A 21,864-nucleotide genomic window follows, 5' to 3' on the forward strand; every position below is an offset into this window, starting at 1 on the left:
GCCGTGTGACTGGCATACTGCTATTGCTGGCCCTGCTATTGGGCGGCGCGGCGCTGTATGCCGCGTGGCGTGTGCTTTGGAAGCCCAACGTGGCAGTTTCAGCGTTCGGGCCGGCCTACCTGTATATCCGCACGGGCGCGCCGTATCAGGCCGTGCTCGATTCGCTGGAGCGGCACGAGCTGCTGCTGGAGCCTGAAACCTTCCGCTGGCTGGCCGCGCGGCGTGGCTACCCGGCCCGTGTGCGGCCGGGGCGCTACCTGCTCACGCCGGAGCTGGGCAACGCCGCGCTGCTGGAAAGGCTGACCCAGGGACTTCAGGATACGGTGCATTTTGAGTTGAACGCCTTCAAATACAAGCCCCAGCTGGTGCGCCAGGTTAGCGGCCAGCTCGAAGCTGATTCGGGCACGCTGCGGCGGCTTTTGAATGATAATACTTTCCTGCGTCGCACCTACCAGCTCGATACCACCACCATCCTCACCCTGTTTTTGCCCGGCCCTTACCGGCTGCACTGGAACACCTCGGCCCGGCAGTTTCTGGATTCGGCGGCGGCCACGCACGGGCGCTTCTGGAATGCGCAGCGCCGGCAGCGGGCCGATTCGCTGGGCCTCTCGCCGGTGCAGGTGCACGTGCTGGCCAGCATCGTGCAGCGCGAAACGGCTAAGCCCGAGGATAAGCCGCTCATTGCGGGCGTGTACCTCAACCGCCTGCGCCACAACATGCGCCTGCAGGCCGACCCCACGCTGCTCTGGGCCATCGGCAACTTCGGGGTGCGGCGGGTGCTGAACCGCGACAAGCTCACCGATTCGCCCTACAACACTTACAAGCACAAGGGTTTGCCGCCCGGCCCCATCACCTCGGCCAACCGCCAGAGCCTGAACGCCGTGCTCAAGCCCGCCGCGCACAAGTTCTACTTCTTCTGCGCCCGCCCCGACCTGAGCGGCTACTCCGATTTTGCCGAAACCTACGCCGCCCACAAGCGCAACGCCCGCCGCTACCAGCACACCCTCGACAGCCTGAAAATTCGGCGCTAGCGGCGCTGAGCGGGGCGGGCAGTGGCCGGAGCGGGGCTGCCCAGCACGGCCAGCGGCAGGCCGTCAGTATCAATCTGATAAATCCGCGAGACCGGTGGTTCGGAGTTGGCGGCAGGTTTGTACTTTTGTTTTCCTATTGTCCGAAAACCCGCCTGCATGACGCTTCGCTACCTTTCTCTTGGATTGCTCCTTGTTTCATTTTCCGCCGGAGCCGGCGGCTTTCAGGCGGGGCCGCAGAGTGCGCGCACGCTGGGTATGGGCGGGGCCAGCGTGGCCTACATCCGCGACCTGGCTAGCATCTACTACAACCCCGGGGCGCTGGCCCAAATGGATTCCTCGACCCGCATCAGCTTAGGCGGACTGGCCAACGTGCGCCGCACATCCTTCCTGGGCACCGACTCGCGCCACCTGGCCGATACTGAGTTTCAGCCCCTGCCCGGCGGCTATTTCTACGCCGCCAAGCCGCTCACCGACAAGATTTCGGTGGGCCTGAGCGTGAACACGCCCTTCGGTTACGACACGCGCTGGCCCGATAGCTGGGAAGGCCGCAACGTGGTGCAGCAGGCCCGGATGAATACGCTTTTCGTGCAGCCCACAGCCGCTTACAAAATCAACGAGAACTTCAGTGTGGGCGCGGGCCTGGTGTACGCCGTGGGCCGGATGAGCCAGCAGTTTGCCCTCAGCCAGTACGACGACCGCAACGTGACGGTGCGGTACGCGGGCAGCGGCAGCGGCTTCGGCTTCAATGCCGGCCTCTACGGCAAAACGGCTGAGACGCTGTCGTTCGGCATCAGCTACCGCTCGCCGGTGACGCTGAACGTGAAAAACGGCGAAACCACCGCTGCCAACATTCCGGCCGCCGATGCCGGGCGCTACCCGACCAGTGCCCGTCTGCGCACCGAGGTGAACCTGCCCGGCGCACTGTCGGTGGGCATGGCCAATCAGGTTTCCAAAAAGCTGCTCATCGCCTTCGACTTCACGCTCACCGCCTGGAGCCGCTTCGACTCGCTCTCCTACAGCATCGGCGAGGCTCCGGCCATGGCCACCCAGACCGTGGGCCGGCGCTACGAAGATGCCATGGCTTTCCGCGTGGGCGGCGAATATGCCCACTCTCGCCTGCTCACGTTGCGGGCCGGCGTGAGCTACGATGAAACGCCCATCCGCGACGAGTTCATCACGCCCGAGCTGCCCGACGGCAATAAGCTGGGGGGCTCGCTGGGCCTGAGCGCCCACCTGAGCGAGTCGCTTTCGGTGGATGCGGCCTACCAGTTTGAGGCGGCCGCGTTGCGCACCAGCCGCGTGGTGCAGGCCAACGAGGATGTCAGCAACGTGGGCGGCACCTACCGCACCCACGTGCATACGGTGTCGCTGGGCCTGTCTTATTCGTTTTAATCTTCTGAAGCCTTGTTCTCCGTGCGCCTTCCCTTTTCTTCCGCCGCCGCCCGTGTGGCCTCTTCAGCCCTGCTGAGCACGCTCGCGCTGGCGGGCTGCTCGCCCGAGCAAACGCCCCCCGCTCCCGCTGCCGGCAAAGCCGATTTCAGCCGGCACGTAGCCATCGGCGACAACTATCTGGCCGGCTTCAGTGATGGCGGCCTCACGGCCAGCAGCCAGCAATATTCCATTGCCGCGCTTCTCGACCAGCAGTTTGCGCTGGTATCGGGTCAGCCTTCCACGTTCACGCAGCCCCTGTTTGCGCCGGGCACGGGCACCAGCTTTCTGCTGCCGCGTGGCTTCGATGCCAATGGCGTGCTGCTAACCAGCCGGACGGCGGCGGGCCGCGTCGCGCGGGGCTCCTTCATCAATGCCAATGCCTGCGGCGGGCGCGACACCACGTTTCTATATCTAAGGGCCACTAACCAGCTGCCGCAGAACCTGGCCGTGCCGTTTTTGCGCCTGACGCAGATTGAGCTGGCTGGCCTGGGCAATGAGGCCAACCTGCAGCGCATCGACCAGTTCAACCCGTTTCTGGAGCGCCTGCTACCCGCCGCCGACAACCGCACTTACCTGCAGGCCGTGACCGATGGCACCGCCAACGCCACGTTCTTTACGCTCTTCGTGGGCCTGGGCGATGTGCTGCCCTACATCCTGTCGGGCGGCGAATGCACCACGTCCAACCCCAATTCGGCGGCCATTGCACTGATGAAAACCAACGTGAAGAAGCTGCTGGATAAAGCTTCCGACAACGGCCGCCGGCCGGGCGTTATCAGCCTGGCTCCGCAGCCCGTGAACCAGCTGCCACTTCTGGGTCGGGGCTCCGTGGTGCGGGTGCAGGCCATGGTGAATGCTACCGATACCATTTATGTGCAGGCTCCCAACGCGGCAGGCGTGGTAGTAGTGCGGCCAATGGCGGCCAGCAACGACTATATTTTGCCAACCGGACTGGCTCAATTTGGCAAGCCGCAGCTGGTAACGCTGCCGAACGGTTCGCAAGTGACGGTGCGCTACGGCCTGAGCAAGCGCAACCCCATCAAGCGTGTAGACGTGCTGGACAGCGGCGAGTATGGGCGCGTGAACCAAGCCGTAACCACCATCAACGAAGAGCTGGTGCGCTTGGCCAAGCTCTACAAGCTGCCGATTGTCGGCAGTGATATCAACGTGTATGACCAGATATTCAAAAACATTGCTGTGAACGGCGTGGTGTACACGGCGGAGCCCGGCAAGGGCAATTTCTACTCCCTGGATCAGTATTCGCTCACGCCCCGCGGCAATGCCATTATGGCCAATGCCATGCTGCGCGAAATCAATAGAGTGTACGGCGCCAGCGTTCCGCTGCTCGACCCCAACACGCTGCCTACCACCGCGCGGCAGCAGTAGACGAAGGATTTTTCAACCAAAAAAGACGGCCCAACGGCCGTCTTTTTTGGTTAGTGCCCTGCTGGTAGCTCACTACAGCGGCAGCAGGCGCAGCTGCAGCGAGTCGCGGCGGGCGGCTTGCTGGCGGGCCAGGGTTTGGGCGTAGCTCAGGCCGGTATATTCGGAGTGCTCCAGGAAAAGCAGCGGGCTGGTGAGCAGCGGTTCGGGCCAGGCGGCCAGCGCAGGTTGGCGGGCCAACTCCTCGAAATGCGCTACGCCGGCCACGCGCCAGTAGGCATCGAGCAGTACGTAGCGGTAGCCGCGCCGGCGCAGGGCGGGCAGCTGGTTTTCGTGGGTGATGACCGTGAGGCTGTCCAGCATGGGGGCAAACGGAGCCAGGCCCTGCCCTACCGTGCTGGCCACCCGCCGCGCCCCGTGCGCGTGCAGCCAGGCCGCTACCTCACCGTAGTTGCTGGGCGTGTAGGCATAGATTTCGCGCTGAATCCGGTACACATTCAGGCCCACGGCCATCAGCAGCACCGCTACCACCGCCCGCGCCGGCAGCACGCGGCGCAAACTCAGGAACGCCAGCGCGTAAAACAACCCGTAGGCCAGCAGCAGCCCGCGCGGGGCCTTCAGCAGCAGCGACATGCCGGCCAGGTAGCAATACGCCCACACCGCCAGATAGCGCACCAGATTGATGCGGCGCAACCCCCCAAACAGCTCCCGCCGCCACAACCACGGCCCCGTTACCAGCGCCAGCAGCACCACCGGCGATTCAAAATCGCGCAGAAACTGGAAGTAGTAAAACAGATCAAGCTGGAAAGAGCCCACCCGGCCGGCCGCATTGGCCGCGCCCGGAAACGCAATGTTGTAGTACACGCCGGCCCACCGATACCACGGCAGCCCCACGGCCATCCCCACGGCGCTGAGCACCACATAGGGCGCGGCCAGCAGGCCCAGCACCCGCCACCACGTGCCGCGCTGCCCAAAGAGGCCGTCGCGCTGCAGCAGCTCAAAAACTACCAGAATGGGCAGCGCAAGCAGGAGTTTGTAGTTGATGCACAGGCCCAGCATCAGCCAGAGCGCGGCGAGGAGCAGGGCCGCCCGGGCGGGCTGGCGCAGACGCTGGTAGTAGGCTTGCAGCAGGCCAACGAACACGACGAGGCTCGCGGAACCCATCGTAAAATCGCGGCCGGAGAAGGTGAGGAAGACGGAGGAGCCGATGAGTAGCGCCAGCAACGCCGTTTCTGGTGGCTTCAGGCGGGCTTCGCGGCCTACGAAGGCGGCCAGCCCGCCCACGGCTGCCACGGCCAGCAGCACGTTCAGGTATTGGAACACCCGAAAATCATCGGTAAACCACGCCACCGGCGCATACAGCAGCGAAAAGCCGGGGCTGCCGTGGTGAAACAGATTGCGCAGATTGCCCTGGGCCACTTCCTGCACTATCTGCCAATTGCGCACCGAGTCGTAGTCGGGCAGGGCGGCGGCGCTGAGGCCGTAGAGCCGTAGCCCGGCCACCAGCAGTAGCGCCAGCAACAGCCAGAGGGCGTTTTTCCGGGGCAGATTGTCGTTCTTCGCGGCCAATGGTTTTTTAATTCTGAATTATGAATGTTGAATTATGAATTGCTCGGGCCGGCTTGTTCTGGCTGCTCAATCCATAATTCAGAATTCATAATTCTCAATTCATAATTCACCCAAAGATGCGAACAGTTATTCAGCGCGTGACGCAGGCCAGCGTGACGGTGGAGGGCCGCGTTACCGGCCAGATTGGCTCCGGGCTGCTCGTGCTGGCCGGTTTCGCCCCCGATGATGATGCCCGCAGCCTCGACTGGATGGCCCGCAAGCTGGTGCAGCTGCGCATTTTCAACGATGCCGACGGCAAGATGAACCGCAGCGTGCAGGATGTGGGCGGGCAAGTATTGGTAGTAAGCCAGTTCACGCTGCTGGCCGACGCCCGCAAAGGCAACCGCCCCAGCTACACCGGGGCCGCCCCGCCGCCCGTAGCCGTGCCCCTCTACAAGCAGTTTGTGCGCCAGCTGGAGCAGCTGCTGGGCCAGCCCGTGGCCACCGGCGAGTTCGGCGCCGATATGAAAGTGCAGCTGCTCAACGACGGCCCGGTAACCATCGTGCTGGATTCGCCGCAGTCTTGACCTGTCATTGCGAGCAAAGCGAAGCAATCTGTCCTCTGAAATGTAGCAAGCCTTGTTTAACCACAAAGCCCTGACGTACGCGCTACCCAAGGGCTTTGCAGACTAACAGCGCTCTTTACATTTCAGAGGACAGATTGCTTCGTCCTTTGTCCTCGCAATGACAGTTTATCCTCCTTCACCTCTCCCCCACCATGACCATCGAAGAAGCGCAACAAACGGTAGACGCCTGGATTAAGACCACCGGCGTGCGGTATTTTAATGAACTGACCAATATGGCCATGCTCACGGAGGAAGTGGGCGAAGTGGCCCGCATCATTGCCCGGCAGTACGGCGAGCAGTCCTTCAAAGAGTCGGATAAGGACAAGGTGCTGGCCGATGAGCTGGCTGACGTGCTGTTCGTGGTGATTTGCCTGGCCAACCAAACCGGCATCAACCTCACCGAGGCCCTACAGCGCAACCTAGCCAAGAAAACCCTGCGCGACGCCGACCGCCACCAGCAGAACGAAAAGCTCCGTCCCGGTCACTCCGATACACATTAGCTCATCTCCGATACGTTATCCTCCCTCTTCGATCCACATAGAAGCCAATCGGATCCACGTTAGCACCTTTTCGATCCACGCTGGTACTTCATCGATCCATATCAGGTCTTTTCTGATCCACATTAGCCCAATTTCGATCCACGTTAGCTCAATTTCGATCCACGTTAGTTCAATTTCGATCCACATTGGCCCGATTCCGATCCACGGGAGGAATCCATCGATCCACGTTGGCTCGATTCCGATGCGCGTTGGCTCAACTCCGATTCATAACTGCCTTTCGGGATGGACCAGCCGCCGCGCGGCGACCGGTTTGTAGAAACCCTGTCCCCGACGAACAAAAGCCGCGTAGCGGTGACAGAGTCGTTCGCACGGTTCTGTCACCGCTACGCGGCTTGGTTCTTTTACCTAATCGGCTTCTACAAACCGGTCGCCGCGCGGCGGCTATTCGGCCGCTACCAGGCGGCCTTGCTGCCAGATGGGCACGAGATTGTACGCATCCAGTTTCACGCAGAAGGCCATATCCTGGTGCGACTCCAGGTTGTTGAGGCGGCGTACGTGCGCGGATTTGAGGAGGTAGGCGGCCACGTCGGGCTGGGCGGCGTGCCAGAGGTCGAGGGCGGCCAGCGTGGCGTCGGAACCGGTGGTGTCGAAGTCGGGCTGGAGGCGCTGGGCCAGCGCCCCGCCAAATAGCGTGTCTTCGAGGCAGAAATTACCCTTCCAGCCCGCGCACACTACCACCACATCCTTGTTTTGGCGGCGCACGAAATCAGCCACGGCCCCCAGGTTCAGAAATGCGCCCAATATGACCGCATCAGCAGCCAGCGAAAGCTCGATGGCGCGGGTGCCGTTGGTAGTGGTGATGGCCACGGCGCGGCCCTGCACCGCTACGCCGCCATCGAGGTAGCCGAAGGGCGAGTTGCCCAGGTCCACGCCCGCGGCCTGCACACCGTCGCGCTCGGCGGCGGTGAGGTAGCCCTGCGCGGCCATCAGGCGGCACGCGGCCAGCTCCGAAAACGGCACGATGTGCGTGACGCCGGCCGCCAGCGCCGTCACCATCGAAGACGTGGCCCGCAGAATATCGACTACGACTGCCACGCGGCCCCGCAGGTCGAACAGCGGCAGCAGCTCGGGAGAAAAACAGATATCGAGAGTGGGCATTGATTGTTATTATCAATTAAAACAGAACGTCATGCTGAGCGAAGTCGAAGCATCTCGCGTGCTTCGTTGTAATGGCGTTGATTACCATTGTAACGAAGCGGGCGAGATGCTTCGGCTTCGCTCAGCATGACGTTCAGGTTGTTTGCACCAAGGAGCTACACTTCCTCCGTGCCGGGCACGAAGGGCAGCTTTACCACCGTAGCGGGGAAATTCTTGCCGCGTACCTGCACGAAAATCTTGCTGCCGGGGGCGCTCAGCTCAGTTTTCACGTAGCCCAGGCCAACCCCTTTACCCAGCGAGGGCGACTGGGTGCCGCTGGTCACTTCGCCGATGGCGTTGCCGGCCTCATCAACCAGCGGGTAGTGGCTGCGCGGAATGCCGGGGCCGTCGAGCAGGAAGCCCACCAGCTTGCGCGTCACGCCAGCTTCCTTCTGCTTTTTGAGGGCCTCGGCGTTGGTGAAGTCTTTGGTGAACTTCGTGATCCAGCCCAAGCCGCCTTCCAGCGGAGAAGTCGTGTCGTCGATGTCGTTGCCGTAGAGGCAGTAGCCCATTTCGAGGCGCAGCGTGTCGCGGGCGCCCAGGCCGATGGGCTTCAGGCCATAGGGCTTACCGGCTTCCATTACCTTGTCCCACACCTGCCTGGCGTGCTCGTTGGGCACATACAGCTCGAAGCCGCCCGCGCCGGTGTAGCCGGTGGCCGAGATAATGACGTTGGGCGCGCCGGCAAACGTGCCCTGCACGAAGGAGTAGTAGGGAATACTCTTGAGGTCGGCGTCGGTCAGGCTTTGCAGCGCCTCGATGGCCTTGGGGCCCTGCACCGCAAACAGGCTGATATCGTCCGACACGTTTTGCAGTTCGGCGCCCTGGGTGTTGTGCTGGCTGATCCAGTTCCAGTCTTTTTCAATGTTGGAGGCATTCACCACCAGCAGGTAGTCGTCTTCGGCCAGCTTATACACCAGCAGGTCGTCCACGATGCCGCCGTCGTGGTTGGGCAGGCACGAGTACTGGGCTTTGCCGGGCGTGAGCTTGCTGGCGTCGTTGCTGGTCACGCGCTGAATCAGGTCGAGGGCGTGGGGGCCGCGCACCCGGAACTCGCCCATGTGCGACACGTCGAAAATGCCCACGGCCCGGCGCACGGTGTGGTGCTCGTCGAGGTCGGAAGAATAGCGCACGGGCATGTTGTAGCCGGCAAAGGGCACCATTTTGGCACCCAGCTGCTGGTGCACGTCGTTCAGGGTAACGGTTTTGAGATCTTCAGCCATTGGGCGGGAATTGGTTCGGAAGAAAAGAATGAAGCGGCGGGGCCGCCGGTGGGCGGGGCGAAATTAGCTATTTCCGGTGGCCGGTAAGCTCCCCGGCCCGTAGTAGTATCTTTGCGGCGTGCCTGCCCTTTCCTCCCCTGGCCACTGATTTTCTTTTTCGCGGGCCAAAGCGTCCTTCGGCTTCGCGTTTATCTGCCTGTTCGGGTCCGCTACGGGCCTTTTTCTATGAGTTTAGAACTTAAGCAGGATTTTGAAACGGCCATGCTGAAGCATTTGCTGTTCAAATCCAAGCTCCGCGCCTTTCTCTACGGCAGCAAAACCGCCGAAGGCCCCGCCCGCGACCCCGACCAGTGCGGCCTGGGTATCTGGATTGCGGAGCGACGGCGCACCGCCCCCGGCAACCTGCCCGAGTGGGGCACCCTGGACCGCGCCCACCGCCAGCTGCATACCGAGGCCAACCGCCTGATGGACATGCGCCTGCAGGGCTACCAGGACGCGTCCATTGCCGGCCTTAGCGACCTGCATTACCTCACCGACCAGATAACCACGCTGCTGCGAACCCTGGAAGATAAGCTGCGTACGGGTCGCTAAACCGCCCTGCCGCCGTGCCTTTCCTCTCGCTGCCCCGCATGAAGCTGAAGCTTTCTACCAAACTCTTCGCCGGCTTCCTGGTCATTTCCGCGCTGTTTGCGGGCGTGGTCATCATCAACTACCAGCTCTCGCGCAAGGTGCTGCGCAACTCGCAGCGCGTAGAGGCCTCGCAGCGCCTCACGGGCGAAGCTTCCACCCTGTTCCGCAACATTATCGACATGGAATCGGGCTTCCGGGGCTATCTGCTGCTGGGCAATGAGGCCACGCTGCAGCCCTATTACGAAGGCGAGCGGGAGCTGCTGAGCCGCTTTGCGGCCATCCGCGAGCAGCTCGTGCCCACCGATCCGCAGTATGCCCGCATCCAGCGGGCGCAGCGGCTGTTTCAGCAGTGGTCGGCGTTTTCGCACTTGCTGATTAGTGAAAAGCGCGAGGCGAGGCGCCGAAATACCCGGCAGGTAGCTATGGAAGGCATGGAGCACCGGCAGCTGGGCGAAAGCCTGACCGGGCCGCAGATCATGGCCCAGATCCGGGTCATCTTCGACGCCTTCGACCGCACGGAGCTGGCCGCCCGCCACAAAGTGCAGCAAAAGCTGGGCGAAAGCATCCGGCAGACGCGCATGGTGTCGGTGCTCATCACGCTGCTGTCCATCCTGGTGGGCCTGCTCTGGGCGGCCTACATCACCCGCCTCATTGCCCGGCGCATCGAGACGATGGTGGACCTTTCCACCCGCATTGCCAGCGGCGACTACACCACCCGCATCGACGACACCGACCGCGACGAGATGAGCGCGCTGGCCGACTCGCTGAACGTAATGGCCCGCACCATCGACTCCACCATCACGCAGCTGGAGCGCCGCAACCAGGAACTGGACCAGTTTGCCTACGTGGTATCGCACGACTTAAAGGCGCCGCTGCGGGGCATCGAAAGCGCCTCGCGCTGGATTGAAGAGGATATGGGAAACAGTGTGCCGCCCCATATTCAGGAGTTTTTGGGGCTGATGCGGGTGCGGGTGCACCGCATGGAAAACCTCATTACCGGCATTCTGGACCTGGCCCGCGTGGGCCGCACCCAGCAGGCCGAGGAGCGCATCAATGTGCGTGAGCTGCTCACCGAAATTGTGGACTCGCTGGCCCCGCCGGCCGGTTTTCAGGTGGAGTTGCCCACGTATCTGCCCACGCTTACCACCAACCGCGTGCAGCTCCAGCAGGTATTCAGCAACCTGATCAGCAACGCCCTGAAATACCACGAGCACCCCGAAAACGGCCGGGTGCGCGTGGGCTGCCGCGAAGACCGCCAGCAGTATACCTTCTCCGTCGCCGACAACGGCCCCGGCATCGACCCGGAATACCACGAGCGGATCTTCGTCATCTTCCAGACCCTGACCGAGCGCGACACCGTGGAAAGCACCGGCGTGGGGCTGGCCATCGTGAAAAAAATAGTGGAGCGTCAGGGCGGCACCATCCGCGTCGAATCGGCTGAGGGCCACGGCGCCAACTTCATTTTCACCTGGCCCAAAGAGCGGCTGGCCCAGCCCGGACGCCGGCCCGCGGCGGCCCAATCGGTGCCCGGCCCGGCCTAAAAACCCCACACCGCCGTATACTGCCTCACTTTCTGCCTGCCCCGAACCAGTACGCCCATGTCTAGCTCCGCCCTGAATCCTTCCATTTTGCTGGTCGAAGATGACCAGATGGACATCATGAACGTGCAGCGCGAGCTGCGTAAGCACGATATCAGCGCTCCGCTGCACATTGCCCGCAACGGCCGCGAAGCCCTGCAGCTGCTGCGCGGCGAAGGCGGCCAAGCCAAAATCAGCAAGCCCACCATCGTGCTGCTCGACATCAACATGCCGCGCATGAACGGCCTGGAACTACTCGACACGCTCCGCTCCGACCCCGAGTTCGTGGGCCTGAACGTGTTCATCATGACCACCTCCGACCTGGAAACCGACCGCCTGAAAGCCCGCGAGCTGGCCGTCAGCGGCTACATCATCAAGCCCCTGAGCTTCGAGAAGTTCGGCGAAGGCGGCACCACGGTAGACGGCTTCAGCCTGTTTCTGGATTTGTTGAAGCTGAAGGAATGAGTCTGTCATTGCGAGGAGGCACGACGAAGCAATCCGTCCTCTGAAATGTAAAAAGCGCTGTTAACCTAAAAAGCCCTGACGTAGCGCACACGTCAGGGCTTTTCACATAATTAAAGCTCAGCTCATTGTCCAGGACGGATTGCTTCGCTTTGCTCGCAATGACAGTTACAGCAGCCGAAAACCCATGCGGTGGTGCTCGCAGGGGCCGTACTCACGGATGGCGGCGCGGTGCTTCGGGGTGGGGTAGCCGGCATTCTGCTCCCAGCTATAGAATGGAAACTCGCGGGCTAATTCGCGCATCCGGTCGTCGCGGAATGTTTTGGCCAGCACCGAGGCGGCGGCAATGCTCCGAAAGCGGCCGTCGCCTTTGATGAAGCAGGTGTGTTCGATGCCAGGATAAGGCGTGAAGCGGTTGCCGTCGATGAGCAGGTGGCCGGGCGGCTGGGGCAGCGCGGCCACGGCCCGGTGCATGGCCAGGTAGCTAGCGTTGGCAATGTTGATGGCGGCAATTTCGTCCGGCGAAGCTTCGGCCACGGCCCAGGCTACGGCCTCACGGCATATTTCGGTGCGCAGCAGTTCCCGTCGCCGGGCCGTCATCAGCTTGGAATCGTTGAGGAAAGCGGGGGCGAAATCGGGGGGCAAAATGATAGCGGCGGCAAAAACCGGCCCCGCTAGGCACCCGCGCCCGGCCTCGTCGAGTCCGGCTTCGAGCGGGTGGCCGGTGTAGGAAGCAAGCAGCATAAATGAAATAGGGAGATAGTGCAATGGTGAGTTTGATGTTCCGCCGGCGCAAAGTTGCGCGGATAGAACATCAAACTCACCATTTCACTATCTCACTATCTCTCTATCTCACCACTAGTGCCGGCCGGCGGTGGAGCCGATGTCAGGGGTGCCGGGCTCGCCGCGGCGGTTGCCCTGCTTATCGCGCGGACCTTCGTCGAGGGCCGCGTCGTCGTCGGTAGAGGTGTATTCGTTGGTGATGGGGCCGAGGCCGCCGGTATTCTGGATCAGCTCAGACTCGGCCTGAGCATGTTTGAGGTTGAACAATGGGTCGCCGGGTTGGGCTTGCGCGGACTGGTTTTTGGGTTGATTGGCCATAAGAATATCCGGTGCCGACCGGAATGTGAACGGCCGGCTATGAGCTTGGTACGGCGGCCCCACAGCCGGGGTTGAAGCAATGCCAAAATGTTAAACCAACCGCCGCCCAACCCTCCCAACGGGCACAAAAAAAGCCGCTGCATCATGCAGCGGCTTTTTTATACACCCACCGGTTCCAACTTTTCTTTCCCTTTCCACTACCGGCCGGGATGTAGGCTGCTCAGTACTTCCTTTCCACAGTATAGCGAGCAGCGCTGGTTCCTTTCTCCGACAAAACTACGCCCGGCTAGCAGTTTACGCGCGCTTTTTTTGCCCAATGTACCGGTAAGCTCGTCCAATAGCACCCCTGGCCCGACGGACGGCTCCGGAGCCGCGCTGCTCGGCGGCGGGTTGTACCTTTGCATTCCGATCAGCCCTTATCGCTCCCGACTAAATGACGCAACAAATCGACCCCGGTTTCGACGAGAACCACAACCCCTGGCAGGTGCTCAGCTCGGCGGTGCAGTACCAGAATCCCTGGATCAGCGTGCGCGAAGATCAGGTGCTGAACCCCGGTGGCGGGCGCGGCATCTACGGCGTGGTGACAATGAAAAACAAGGCTCTGGGCATCGTGCCGGTCGATGCGGAGGGCAATACGTGGCTGGTGGGCCAGTACCGCTACCCACTGAATGAGTACAGCTGGGAAATTCCGATGGGCGGCGGCCCCGTGGAGCGCGACATTCTGGAGTCGGCGCAGCGTGAGCTGAAGGAGGAAACCGGCCTGCTGGCCCGCCGCTGGACCAACATTGCCCGCCTGCATACTTCCAACTCCGTGACCGATGAGGAAGGCTTCGTATTTCTGGCCGAAGAGTTGGAGCACGGCGACACCGAGCCCGAAGAAACCGAGGACCTGCGCCTCTGGAAGCTGCCCCTGGCCGATGCCGTGGCAATGGTGATGGACAACCGCATTACCGATGCCATCAGCGTGGCGGGGCTGCTGAAGGCGGAACGTGTGCTGAACACGCGCGGTTAACTAGCGGGCGGCTGGCTCTGGGCGTTGCCGCGGCGTTGGCGGCCGCCGGCTATGGTCCGGGCTGCTATCTTGCTGTTCCTAACTTTGCAGCTATGCTTCGTCTCCTGCGTTTCGTTGCCCACCGCTTCTACACCACCTGGAGCACGTTCTGGTTTGTGCTGCCGTTTGTGGTCACATACCCGGCGCAGTGGGTGCTGCGGCGGCGGCCTACCTGGCATCCGTACCTGCACACGCTCAACCGCGGCTGGTCCATTTTTGCCATTCGCATGTGGGGTATGCCGGTGGAAGTGGTGAAGAAAAACCAGCCGCCGGCCACGCAGCCCTGCCTGTACGTGGCCAACCACAGCTCGTATATTGATATTCCGCTGCTGTTCAAGGCCATCCCGGGCTTTATCAATATTGTGGGCAAAAGCTCCCTGGCCAACGTGCCGCTGTGGGGCCCCATCTTTGGCAGCACCTACATCACCGTGAACCGCGAAAGTGCCGTAAGCCGGGGCCGCGCCATGATTCAGGCCAAGAAGAGTCTGGAAGCCGGCCGCTCGGTAGTCATTTTTCCCGAAGGCAAAATCTCGCTTAAGCCCGGCGAGGAAATGCTGCCCTTCAAAGACGGCGCCTTTCAGCTGGCCATTGCCACCGGCGTGCCCATCGTACCCGTGTCGATGCCGCTGAATCACCGCTTTATGCCCGATGTGGCCGGCACGCTGCGGGTGCGCTACTCGCCTCTGCGCATCGTGCTCCACGACCCGATTCCGACCACCAACCTGACCGCCGCCGACGTGCCGGCGCTGAAAGAGCAGGCATTCCGTATCATTGCCAGCGAATTCCGGCCCGAGGCCGCCGGCATTCCGGCTCCTTCCACGTTGCGAGCCTCGGGCGCGCCGGCCAATTCCAAGCCGGCCTCGGCCGAAACGCAGGCCGTAGGCAGTCAGCCTCAGTTTCTGCCCAATTCATAATTCAACATTCATAATTCATAATTCCCTTGAGTACCGACTTAGCCACTCTGCGCAGCCTGGCGCACCTTTCGCGCCTCGAATTTGATGCCACCAAAGAGCAGCAGATGCTCGGCGACCTGAACAAGATTCTGGACTGGGTGGCCCAGCTCAGCGCCCTCGACACCACCGACGTGGAGCCGCTGGTGCACCTGTCGCACGAGATAAACGTGCTGCGGCCCGATGTGGCGCACAACTCGGTGAGCCACCAAGAAGGCCTGCGCAACGCCCCGCGCAAAGATTCCGACTACTTCCGCGTTCCAAAAGTGCTGGAATAACCCCTGCTAGTGCCGAATTCCTCTTCCCGCTCTATCTGGCGCGGCCCGCTGCTGGTGCTGGGCTTGCTGGCCGGCCTGGCTACGGCCCTGGCTTTCTACCACTACTTCACCGGCGACGACTACACGCTGCGCGTGCAGGAAGTGACCCAGCTCAAGCCCGTGCCGCTGGTGGTGCAGCAGGTGCTGGTGGGGCTTGATGCGCTACCCGTGCGTGCCAACGGCTACCTGGCCACCCAAACCCACGACGTAAGCGGCCCCTTCGTGCGGGCCGATGCCGCCGCCGCCCTGTTGGTGCTGCTGGCGGCCTGCCTGGCGTATTATCTGGCCGTAGTCAGCACGCTTCCCCGCGCCACATTCGTGGCCGGCATGGCCCTGCTTATCTTTCTGCTGATGTCGCTGAATGCCGATTTGCTCGGCCTGATTGACTCGCGGGAGCAGTACTTTCTCATTGTGATGCTGCTGGCGCTGGGGCTGCCGGCGTTCGGCTTTCATGCTTTTTGGACCCAGGTGCCGCTGGGGCCGCGCCTGCTGGTTTTTGGGGCACTGGTGGCGGCGTTGGGCACGTTCATCTTCCTGCGTACCGCCTACCCTTCTGATACAACGGCGCTGCATCTGGTCAGCTTTGCTACGGCCAGCGGGGCGATTATCGTGGCTTTGCTAGTGCTGTGGGTGGCGTTCGAGAATATTCAGGGGCTGCTGTGGTTCAATACGCAGGCTGAGAATCCGGGAAGCCGCTTTGGGCTGCTGCCATTTGTGCTGGCCAGCGGGCTGTATCTGGGCATGTTGTTTCTGTATTATTGGAACAACGGCGAGGTGTTTATTTTGCCCAACGTGCGCTTGGAGCCGCTGGTGCTGCTGCTGCCGGCCGTAGCCATTGGCTGGCTGAGTTTGCGCCGCCGGGCAGCCACCTACGGCGCTTGGGTGCCCTACTGGCCCGGCGCAGCCCACCTCTACCTGATTCTGACGGCCCTGGCCGCCGGTTTCCTCGGCTACGCCTTCGCCACCGCCAACGACCCGCTGCTCAGCGCCACCCGCGACTTCACGGCCCTGGCCCTGCTGATGGTCGGCGCGGCGTTTTTGCTCTATGTACTGGTCAATTTCGGGCCGCTGATAAAGCAGCGGCTGCGGGTGTACCGCGTGGTATATGAGCCGCGTCGGCTGCCATTTTACGCAGTGTACCTACTGGGACTGGCCGGGATATTCGCCGTGGAGCTGCGCAACAATTTCTTCGTGCTGGACCAGGTGCGGGCCGGCTACTACAACAACCTCGGCGACCTCACGCGCCTGCAGAGCGAACAGCCCCGCGCCGATGCCCTGGCCCTGCTGGCCGAGCGCTACTACGCCGAAAGCGACGCGCTGGACCTGCACAATCACCGCGCCAGCTGGGGCCGCGCCGCGCTCTACCGTTTCCGCTCCCAGCGCCAAAACGAGATAAATGCCCTGCGGCGCGCCCAGAGCCGCCAACCTGCCGAGAAAATCTCGCTGCGCCTGGCTGCGCTGTTCAACGAGCCCACTGACTTTTTTGACCGGCTCCGGCTGCTGCGCGAAGGCCTCAAAACCGCCCCCCGCAGCGCCCGTCTCACCAACGACCTGGCCCAGCTCTACACCCGCTCCACCATCACCGATTCAGTAAACCATTACTTCAACCAGGCCGAAGCCCTGGCTCCTAACAACCCCGTCACGCCGGTCAACAAGCTGGCCTACATGCTTCAGCAGCAGGATTTACGCACGGCCCAAAAGCTACTGCGAAGCGTATCAGCCGACGACCGAAATGCCGCCTGGCAGAGTAATGCACAGCTGTTGCAGCAGCTGCTCGGAGCGCCGCTGGCCGCCCGGCCGGTACGGCTTCCCGCAGCGCCTCTCGATGCTGCCCACTTCGCCTGGCTCTACCACGACGGCCTGCGCCGAGCCGTGCGCGGCGACTCCAGCCAGCTCCGCCCCATCAGCCGGCTGGCCGCCGACCCGGCCAACAGCAGCTACGCCGAGCAGCTTGCTTTCCTGCAGGCCCTCACCAAGTACTATGCTGGCCGGCCCGCTGCGGCCCAGACCGATTTACAGCCTCTGGCAGCCGGCAACACACCCGGCAGTGCCTTCTACCAAAACCTGGGGGCCTTGTGGCTACTGGAGCAACAGCTACCGGCTTCGGCAGCCGTGCGCTTTCAACAGGCAGCCCGGAACGGCTACCCGGAGGCCCTGCTGTTTCGCGCCTATGCCCAGGCCCTCAACGGCCAGCCGGATTCGGCCCGTGCTTCGGCCCGGAAAGCGCAGCTGCAAAAGACCACCGACCTACCCCGTCGGGCCGGGCATCTGCTAGCTGCGCTCAACTTCGATTTCAACCAGTCCACCCCGTTGGCTTCCGATTCGGGACGGGCGCAGTACTTGGTACTGCGCGGCGGCGAGCTTCCGGCCGCAAGCCTGCTGCAAGCGGCAACAGTGCTGGGCACGCCGGCGGCCCGCGAGGCGGCGCTGCTGGCTCAGCTTCCCAGAGCGTTGCGGGCCGGGCAAGTCGCCGCTGCTCAGGAGGCTATCCGCAAGATTGTGCTCGCCGTTACCGCCCACACGCTGGCGGCCTCGCGCTGGAATATCGTGCGCGGAGAGGCTTATTTGCGGGCCGGACAACTGGCCGAGCTGCGCCGCTTTCTGCCTACAGCTTACTTTGCGCCGCTGCATAGAGCTTACCCACTGTATTATCGGGCGGCGCTGGCAGCGGCCGAGGCCAAGCCAGACGCAGCCGCGCTCTACGCCAAGCTGATGCGCGATGCGCCTTTTCTGGAGGAAGCAGTGCTTGGCGCAGCCGATTTTTTTGCTCGCCGGCAAAATCATCTGGAAGCCTATAACATTTTGTTAACCGGATTGGCACATAATCCAGAATCAATTGCGTTATTGCAAGCCTATTGTCTGGCAACGATACCCGCGGGCTTGACGGCCTATGCGGCCGAACCGCTGGAAAAACTGTCCAAATTGCTTTCCCCTGCCGAATACCGTACCTTTCACACCCAGTACGAAGCTCGACGTAGCGCACAGGCTGCGGCGTCTGCCCCCTGGAACTAACCCCTGGCCCGGCTATGCTACCTCCCGTCATTGAAACCCACAACATTGCCAAGGAATACCAGATGGGTACGGAGCGTATCCACGCTCTGCGGTCCGTCACTATCACTATTCAGCGGGGCGAATATGTCGCCTTCATGGGGCCTTCGGGCTCGGGCAAATCCACGCTGATGAACATTGTGGGCTGCCTGGATACGCCCACGCACGGCACTTACGTGCTGAATGGCAAGGATGTAAGCCGCATGTCGGACAACCAGCTGGCCGAAGTGCGCAACAAGGAAATCGGCTTCGTATTCCAGACCTTCAACCTGCTCCCCCGCGCCACGTCGCTCGACAATGTGGCCCTGCCGCTCATTTATGCCGGCTACAGCAAAAGCCAGCGCGAGGAAAAGGCGATGGAAGCCCTGCGCAGCGTGGGCCTCGCCGACCGCGCCAAGCACCGCCCCAACGAGCTTTCGGGCGGCCAGCGCCAGCGCGTGGCCATTGCCCGCGCCCTGGTGAATGACCCCAGCATCATTCTGGCCGATGAGCCCACCGGCAACCTCGACACCAAGACCAGCCACGAAATCATGGATCTGTTTGAGGCGCTCTACGTGAAGGGCAACACCATCATCATGGTAACCCACGAGGAGGATATTGCCCGCTACGCCCACCGCATCGTGCGCCTGCGCGACGGCCTGGTGGAGTCCGATTTGCCCAACAACGACATTGCCACGCACCACAACGAGGTGCTGAACGGCTGAGTTTTTTGTTCACTACTTTCGAAGGCCTTTTTGAAGCCGGTGCGCCAACGCTCAGTTGTCGTGCCGCCGCCAGAAAGGCCTTTTGCATTGGCTTAAAGTCAGCCCGCAAACCATTCGCGCCCTCCTCAACATCAGCTTCAATCAGTGCTTCATGAAGATTTATACCAAAACCGGCGACAAAGGCCTCACCTCCCTCATCGGCGGCACGCGCGTGCCCAAGTCCAGCCTGCGCATCGACTGCTATGGCACCGTCGATGAGCTGAATTCCTACATCGGCCTGCTGCGCGACCAGGACGTGAATGCCCCACGCCGCGACCTGCTCAAGGAAATCCAGGACCGCCTGTTTACTATGGGAGCCGCGCTGGCCTCCGACCCGGAGAAGTCTAAAATGAAGATTCCGGATCTACACGCCGAGGACGTAACGCTGTTGGAGCAGGAAATGGACCGCATGAACGAGGCGCTGCCCGAGCTGCGCGTGTTCATTTTGCCCGGCGGGCACCAGTCGGTGTCGTTTGCGCACGTGGCCCGCTGCGTGTGCCGCCGCGCCGAGCGCCTGGTTATTGCCCTGCAGGAAGACGCCTTCGTGGCCGAGCTGCTAGTGGTGTATCTGAACCGCCTGTCGGATTACTTGTTTGTGCTGAGCCGGCAGATGGCGCACGATTTGGGGGCCGAAGAGGTTACCTGGAAACCGCGCCTGACGTAGCCCCGTTTCAGGTTCGTCGGCCTGTCGTAACTTGCGCTCCTATCCATTCCTACTCCCTTTTCCATGCTCGAAACCCTGACCATCCGGACCCAGCGCACCACTGCTTCCCGCCTGCAGCACCTGGACCCCGACCATATTGAGTTCGGTAAGATTTTCGCCGATCATATGTTCGCGGTGGATTACCACGACGGCGAGTGGCAAACGCCCCAGATCGTTCCTTACGGCGATATGGCCGTGAGTCCGGCCAACTCGGCGCTGCATTATGGTCAGGCAATTTTTGAGGGCATGAAGGCCTATAAGAATGCCCAGGGCCAGATTGCTCTGTTCCGCCCCACCGACAACCTGCATCGCCTCAATGCTTCGGCCGAGCGTATGTGCATGCCCGCCATTCTGGAGGAGCTGTTTATGCAGGGCCTCACCCAGCTCATTCGCCTCGATGCCGACTGGGTGCCGAACACGCCCGGCAGCGCCCTCTATATCCGGCCATTCATGTTTGCCACCGATGGTTTCATCGGCGTGCGGCCGTCGGAGTCCTACCGCTTCATGATTTTCACCTGCCCCGTTGGCTTGTATTATAACAAGCCTTTGCGGGTTCGTTTCGAGGAAAAGTACGTGCGCTCAGCCGAAGGCGGGGCCGGCTTTGCCAAAAACGCCGGCAACTATGGCGCGGCCATGTACCCCACCAAGCTGGCCCAGCAGGAGGGCTATAACCAGCTCATCTGGACCGATTCTTCCGAGCACCGCTACGTAGAGGAATCGGGTACGATGAACGCCATCTTCGTTATCGATGGCAAGCTTGTGACCCCGGCCCTCAGCACCTCCATCCTCGACGGCATCACCCGGCGCAGCATTCTGCAGCTTGCCCGCGACTGGGGCATGACGGTAGAAGAGCGCAAAGTTTCGGCTACCGAAGTGATGGATGCTCAGGCCAACGGCACCCTGCAGGAGGCCTTTGGTGTAGGCACGGCCGCTACCATCGCGCCCATTGCCGTCATCGGCTACCAGGGCCACGACTACGAGCTGCCCACACCCGGCCCCGGCTCCTTCTCCCAGCGCATGAGCGAAGCCTTGAGCGCCATCCGGACCGGTGCCGCTCCCGATACGCACGGCTGGATGGTAGAAGTGTAGCCCGACTGCAGCACCTTAAAGAACAGCGCCCGCTGCTGGCTTTCGGCCGGTGGCGGGCGTTGCGCATTTTCTACCTTTGCCTTCCAGTTTCCCAATTTTTCACCGTTAATTTTTCCAATGACCCAGGATCAGGTTAAGGAATTGAAAGGCCGCGCTGAGGCTTTGAGGAGGTATCTTTGACTACGATACCCGAAAAGCCCAAATTATAGAAGCCGAAAAGCTGACCATGGCCCCCGATTTCTGGGACGATTCCCGGAAGGCCGAAGCCACGCTGAAAGAAGTAAAGTCCATTAAAATCTGGACCGACGACTACGAGGCTGTGCAGCAGGCCCTGGCCGACACCGAGGTGCTGTTTGACTTTTACCGCGAAGGCGAGGTAACGGAAGCCGAAATGCAGGCCGACTTCAACGCCACGCTCCAGAAAGTGGAGCAGTTGGAGTTCAAGCGGATGCTCTCCGATGAAGAAGACCAGCTATCCGCCATCATTGACATCAACCCCGGCGCCGGCGGCACCGAAAGCCAGGACTGGGCCGAAATGCTCATGCGCATGTACATCATGTGGGCCGAAAGCCACGGCTTTGGCGTGAAGCAGATCAGCTACCAGCCCGGCGAGGGAGCCGGCATCAAGTCGGCCTCGCTGGAAATCGATGGCGACTTTGCCTACGGCTACCTCAAGAGCGAAATCGGCGTGCACCGGTTGGTACGCATGTCGCCCTTCGACAGCAGCGGCCGGCGGCACACGTCGTTCGCCTCCGTGTTTGCTTATCCAGTGATTGATGATACGATTAACATCGAAATCAACCCGGCCGACATTTCCTGGGACACGTTCCGGGCCGGCGGTGCCGGGGGCCAGAATGTGAACAAGGTCGAAACCGCCGTGCGCCTCACCCACGCGCCCTCGGGCATCATCATCGCCGTGCAGATTGAGCGCAGCCAGCTCATGAACAAGGAACACGCCCTGCGCATGCTCAAATCGCGCCTCTATCAGATCGAAATGGACAAGCGCCACGCCGAGCGCGACAAAGTGGAAGCCAACAAGAAGCGCATCGACTTTGGCTCCCAGATCCGCAACTACGTGCTGCATCCCTATAAGCTCATCAAGGACCTGCGAACCGGCATCGAGCGCACCGATGTGCAGAACGTGCTGGATGGTGACTTGGACGAGTACATCAAAGGCTTCCTGATGCAGAGCTAGCCGTCAAAAAGTTGTTCGTTAGAAAAGCCTTCCTGTTTTCAGGAAGGCTTTTTCGTTGAATA

Annotated in this window: 21 protein-coding genes; 16 read left to right on the forward strand and 5 right to left on the reverse strand. The window is 61.8% G+C overall.

The features are described from left to right. The first annotated feature begins 5 nt into the window (after positions 1 to 5). The 3 genes from mltG to BUB62_RS03530 all read left to right on the forward strand — a co-directional run bounded on the left by mltG (position 6) and on the right by BUB62_RS03530 (position 3,845). Positions 6 to 1,031 (forward strand): endolytic transglycosylase MltG, encoded by a 1,026-nt coding sequence (mltG, locus tag BUB62_RS03520; RefSeq protein ID WP_159437398.1) that lies wholly within the window; start codon positions 6 to 8, stop codon positions 1,029 to 1,031. Positions 1,032 to 1,214: 183 nt separating this feature from the next. Next, positions 1,215 to 2,423 carry an OmpP1/FadL family transporter gene (locus tag BUB62_RS03525; protein WP_073106280.1) on the forward strand — a complete coding sequence of 403 codons (1,209 nt, stop codon included), beginning with the start codon at positions 1,215 to 1,217 and terminating at the stop codon, positions 2,421 to 2,423. A gap of 21 nt (positions 2,424 to 2,444) precedes the next feature. Beyond that, positions 2,445 to 3,845, forward strand: coding sequence for a hypothetical protein (locus tag BUB62_RS03530; protein ID WP_159437399.1), 1,401 nt, complete (start codon positions 2,445 to 2,447; stop codon positions 3,843 to 3,845). A 72-nt stretch (positions 3,846 to 3,917) separates the two neighbouring features. Here the strand turns inward: BUB62_RS03530 and BUB62_RS03535 are convergent, their stop codons facing one another. Next, positions 3,918 to 5,411 (reverse strand): hypothetical protein, encoded by a 1,494-nt coding sequence (locus tag BUB62_RS03535; protein ID WP_073106286.1) that lies wholly within the window; start codon positions 5,409 to 5,411, stop codon positions 3,918 to 3,920. Positions 5,412 to 5,527: 116 nt separating this feature from the next. On the opposite strand from BUB62_RS03535, the gene dtd reads away from it, so the two are divergent. Together dtd and BUB62_RS03545 are read left to right on the forward strand one after the other, a co-directional pair. Then, positions 5,528 to 5,977, forward strand: coding sequence for a D-aminoacyl-tRNA deacylase (dtd, locus tag BUB62_RS03540; protein WP_073106289.1), 450 nt, complete (start codon positions 5,528 to 5,530; stop codon positions 5,975 to 5,977). 191 nt (positions 5,978 to 6,168) lie between these two features. Then, complete coding sequence (locus tag BUB62_RS03545) at positions 6,169 to 6,516, forward strand: nucleotide pyrophosphohydrolase (protein ID WP_073106291.1); 348 nt, start codon at positions 6,169 to 6,171, stop codon at positions 6,514 to 6,516. A gap of 441 nt (positions 6,517 to 6,957) precedes the next feature. Here the strand turns inward: BUB62_RS03545 and BUB62_RS03550 are convergent, their stop codons facing one another. Then, positions 6,958 to 7,674 (reverse strand): 2-phosphosulfolactate phosphatase, encoded by a 717-nt coding sequence (locus tag BUB62_RS03550; protein WP_073106294.1) that lies wholly within the window; start codon positions 7,672 to 7,674, stop codon positions 6,958 to 6,960. 155 nt (positions 7,675 to 7,829) lie between these two features. Further along, positions 7,830 to 8,936, reverse strand: coding sequence for a glycine cleavage system aminomethyltransferase GcvT (gene gcvT, locus BUB62_RS03555; protein WP_073106297.1), 1,107 nt, complete (start codon positions 8,934 to 8,936; stop codon positions 7,830 to 7,832). A gap of 225 nt (positions 8,937 to 9,161) precedes the next feature. Here gcvT and BUB62_RS03560 point away from each other — a divergent pair, with 225 nt between their 5' ends. The 3 genes from BUB62_RS03560 to BUB62_RS03570 are packed head-to-tail and all read left to right on the forward strand — an operon-like array spanning position 9,162 to position 11,608. Then, a complete protein-coding gene (locus BUB62_RS03560; RefSeq protein WP_073106300.1) occupies positions 9,162 to 9,527 on the forward strand; it encodes a CZB domain-containing protein in 366 nt (121 codons plus the stop codon). A gap of 14 nt (positions 9,528 to 9,541) precedes the next feature. Continuing rightward, a complete protein-coding gene (locus tag BUB62_RS03565; RefSeq protein ID WP_234988621.1) occupies positions 9,542 to 11,107 on the forward strand; it encodes a sensor histidine kinase in 1,566 nt (521 codons plus the stop codon). Between the two features lie 57 nt (positions 11,108 to 11,164). Then, positions 11,165 to 11,608 (forward strand): response regulator, encoded by a 444-nt coding sequence (locus tag BUB62_RS03570; protein WP_073106303.1) that lies wholly within the window; start codon positions 11,165 to 11,167, stop codon positions 11,606 to 11,608. A gap of 165 nt (positions 11,609 to 11,773) precedes the next feature. Here the strand turns inward: BUB62_RS03570 and BUB62_RS03575 are convergent, their stop codons facing one another. Together BUB62_RS03575 and BUB62_RS03580 are read right to left on the reverse strand one after the other, a co-directional pair. After that, positions 11,774 to 12,349: a ribonuclease HII gene (locus BUB62_RS03575; protein WP_073106305.1), complete on the reverse strand. Its 576-nt coding sequence runs from the start codon at positions 12,347 to 12,349 to the stop codon at positions 11,774 to 11,776. A gap of 114 nt (positions 12,350 to 12,463) precedes the next feature. Beyond that, on the reverse strand, positions 12,464 to 12,706 hold the full coding sequence (locus BUB62_RS03580; RefSeq protein ID WP_073106307.1) for a hypothetical protein: 243 nt from the start codon (positions 12,704 to 12,706) through the stop codon (positions 12,464 to 12,466). Between the two features lie 433 nt (positions 12,707 to 13,139). Here BUB62_RS03580 and BUB62_RS03585 point away from each other — a divergent pair, with 433 nt between their 5' ends. From BUB62_RS03585 to prfB, 8 genes are all read left to right on the forward strand, one after another. Further along, positions 13,140 to 13,718, forward strand: a complete 579-nt coding sequence (locus tag BUB62_RS03585; protein WP_073106309.1) for an NUDIX domain-containing protein — start codon at positions 13,140 to 13,142, stop codon at positions 13,716 to 13,718. Between the two features lie 92 nt (positions 13,719 to 13,810). Beyond that, positions 13,811 to 14,671, forward strand: coding sequence for a lysophospholipid acyltransferase family protein (locus BUB62_RS03590; RefSeq protein WP_073106312.1), 861 nt, complete (start codon positions 13,811 to 13,813; stop codon positions 14,669 to 14,671). 26 nt (positions 14,672 to 14,697) lie between these two features. Further along, positions 14,698 to 14,985 carry an Asp-tRNA(Asn)/Glu-tRNA(Gln) amidotransferase subunit GatC gene (gene gatC, locus BUB62_RS03595; RefSeq protein ID WP_073106315.1) on the forward strand — a complete coding sequence of 96 codons (288 nt, stop codon included), beginning with the start codon at positions 14,698 to 14,700 and terminating at the stop codon, positions 14,983 to 14,985. A 9-nt stretch (positions 14,986 to 14,994) separates the two neighbouring features. After that, a complete protein-coding gene (locus BUB62_RS03600; protein ID WP_073106319.1) occupies positions 14,995 to 18,036 on the forward strand; it encodes a hypothetical protein in 3,042 nt (1,013 codons plus the stop codon). A gap of 14 nt (positions 18,037 to 18,050) precedes the next feature. Further along, positions 18,051 to 18,776 carry an ABC transporter ATP-binding protein gene (locus BUB62_RS03605; RefSeq protein WP_073106323.1) on the forward strand — a complete coding sequence of 242 codons (726 nt, stop codon included), beginning with the start codon at positions 18,051 to 18,053 and terminating at the stop codon, positions 18,774 to 18,776. Positions 18,777 to 18,927: 151 nt separating this feature from the next. Beyond that, positions 18,928 to 19,479, forward strand: a complete 552-nt coding sequence (locus BUB62_RS03610; protein ID WP_073107267.1) for a cob(I)yrinic acid a,c-diamide adenosyltransferase — start codon at positions 18,928 to 18,930, stop codon at positions 19,477 to 19,479. Between the two features lie 63 nt (positions 19,480 to 19,542). Then, complete coding sequence (locus BUB62_RS03615; RefSeq protein ID WP_073106326.1) at positions 19,543 to 20,607, forward strand: branched-chain amino acid aminotransferase; 1,065 nt, start codon at positions 19,543 to 19,545, stop codon at positions 20,605 to 20,607. A gap of 117 nt (positions 20,608 to 20,724) precedes the next feature. Next, a protein-coding gene (gene prfB, locus BUB62_RS03620) for a peptide chain release factor 2 (protein WP_200799893.1) occupies positions 20,725 to 21,802 on the forward strand; the annotation gives its coding sequence in 2 pieces (ribosomal slippage) (positions 20,725 to 20,775 and positions 20,777 to 21,802; 1,077 coding nt in all). The last annotated feature ends 62 nt before the right edge of the window (positions 21,803 to 21,864 follow it).

Source organism: Hymenobacter daecheongensis DSM 21074, assembly GCF_900141805.1.
Classification (GTDB): Bacteria; Bacteroidota; Bacteroidia; order Cytophagales; family Hymenobacteraceae; genus Hymenobacter; species Hymenobacter daecheongensis.

Coding starts and splice junctions, on each gene's coding strand:
- dtd (WP_073106289.1), top strand. CDS start 5,528: ATGCGAACAGTTATTCAGCGCGTGACGCAGGCCAGCGTGACGGTGGAG.
- BUB62_RS03545 (WP_073106291.1), top strand. CDS start 6,169: ATGACCATCGAAGAAGCGCAACAAACGGTAGACGCCTGGATTAAGACC.
- BUB62_RS03550 (WP_073106294.1), bottom strand. CDS start 7,674: ATGCCCACTCTCGATATCTGTTTTTCTCCCGAGCTGCTGCCGCTGTTC.
- gcvT (WP_073106297.1), bottom strand. CDS start 8,936: ATGGCTGAAGATCTCAAAACCGTTACCCTGAACGACGTGCACCAGCAG.
- BUB62_RS03560 (WP_073106300.1), top strand. CDS start 9,162: ATGAGTTTAGAACTTAAGCAGGATTTTGAAACGGCCATGCTGAAGCAT.
- BUB62_RS03570 (WP_073106303.1), top strand. CDS start 11,165: ATGTCTAGCTCCGCCCTGAATCCTTCCATTTTGCTGGTCGAAGATGAC.
- BUB62_RS03575 (WP_073106305.1), bottom strand. CDS start 12,349: ATGCTGCTTGCTTCCTACACCGGCCACCCGCTCGAAGCCGGACTCGAC.
- BUB62_RS03580 (WP_073106307.1), bottom strand. CDS start 12,706: ATGGCCAATCAACCCAAAAACCAGTCCGCGCAAGCCCAACCCGGCGAC.
- BUB62_RS03585 (WP_073106309.1), top strand. CDS start 13,140: ATGACGCAACAAATCGACCCCGGTTTCGACGAGAACCACAACCCCTGG.
- BUB62_RS03590 (WP_073106312.1), top strand. CDS start 13,811: ATGCTTCGTCTCCTGCGTTTCGTTGCCCACCGCTTCTACACCACCTGG.
- BUB62_RS03605 (WP_073106323.1), top strand. CDS start 18,051: ATGCTACCTCCCGTCATTGAAACCCACAACATTGCCAAGGAATACCAG.
- BUB62_RS03610 (WP_073107267.1), top strand. CDS start 18,928: ATGAAGATTTATACCAAAACCGGCGACAAAGGCCTCACCTCCCTCATC.
- BUB62_RS03615 (WP_073106326.1), top strand. CDS start 19,543: ATGCTCGAAACCCTGACCATCCGGACCCAGCGCACCACTGCTTCCCGC.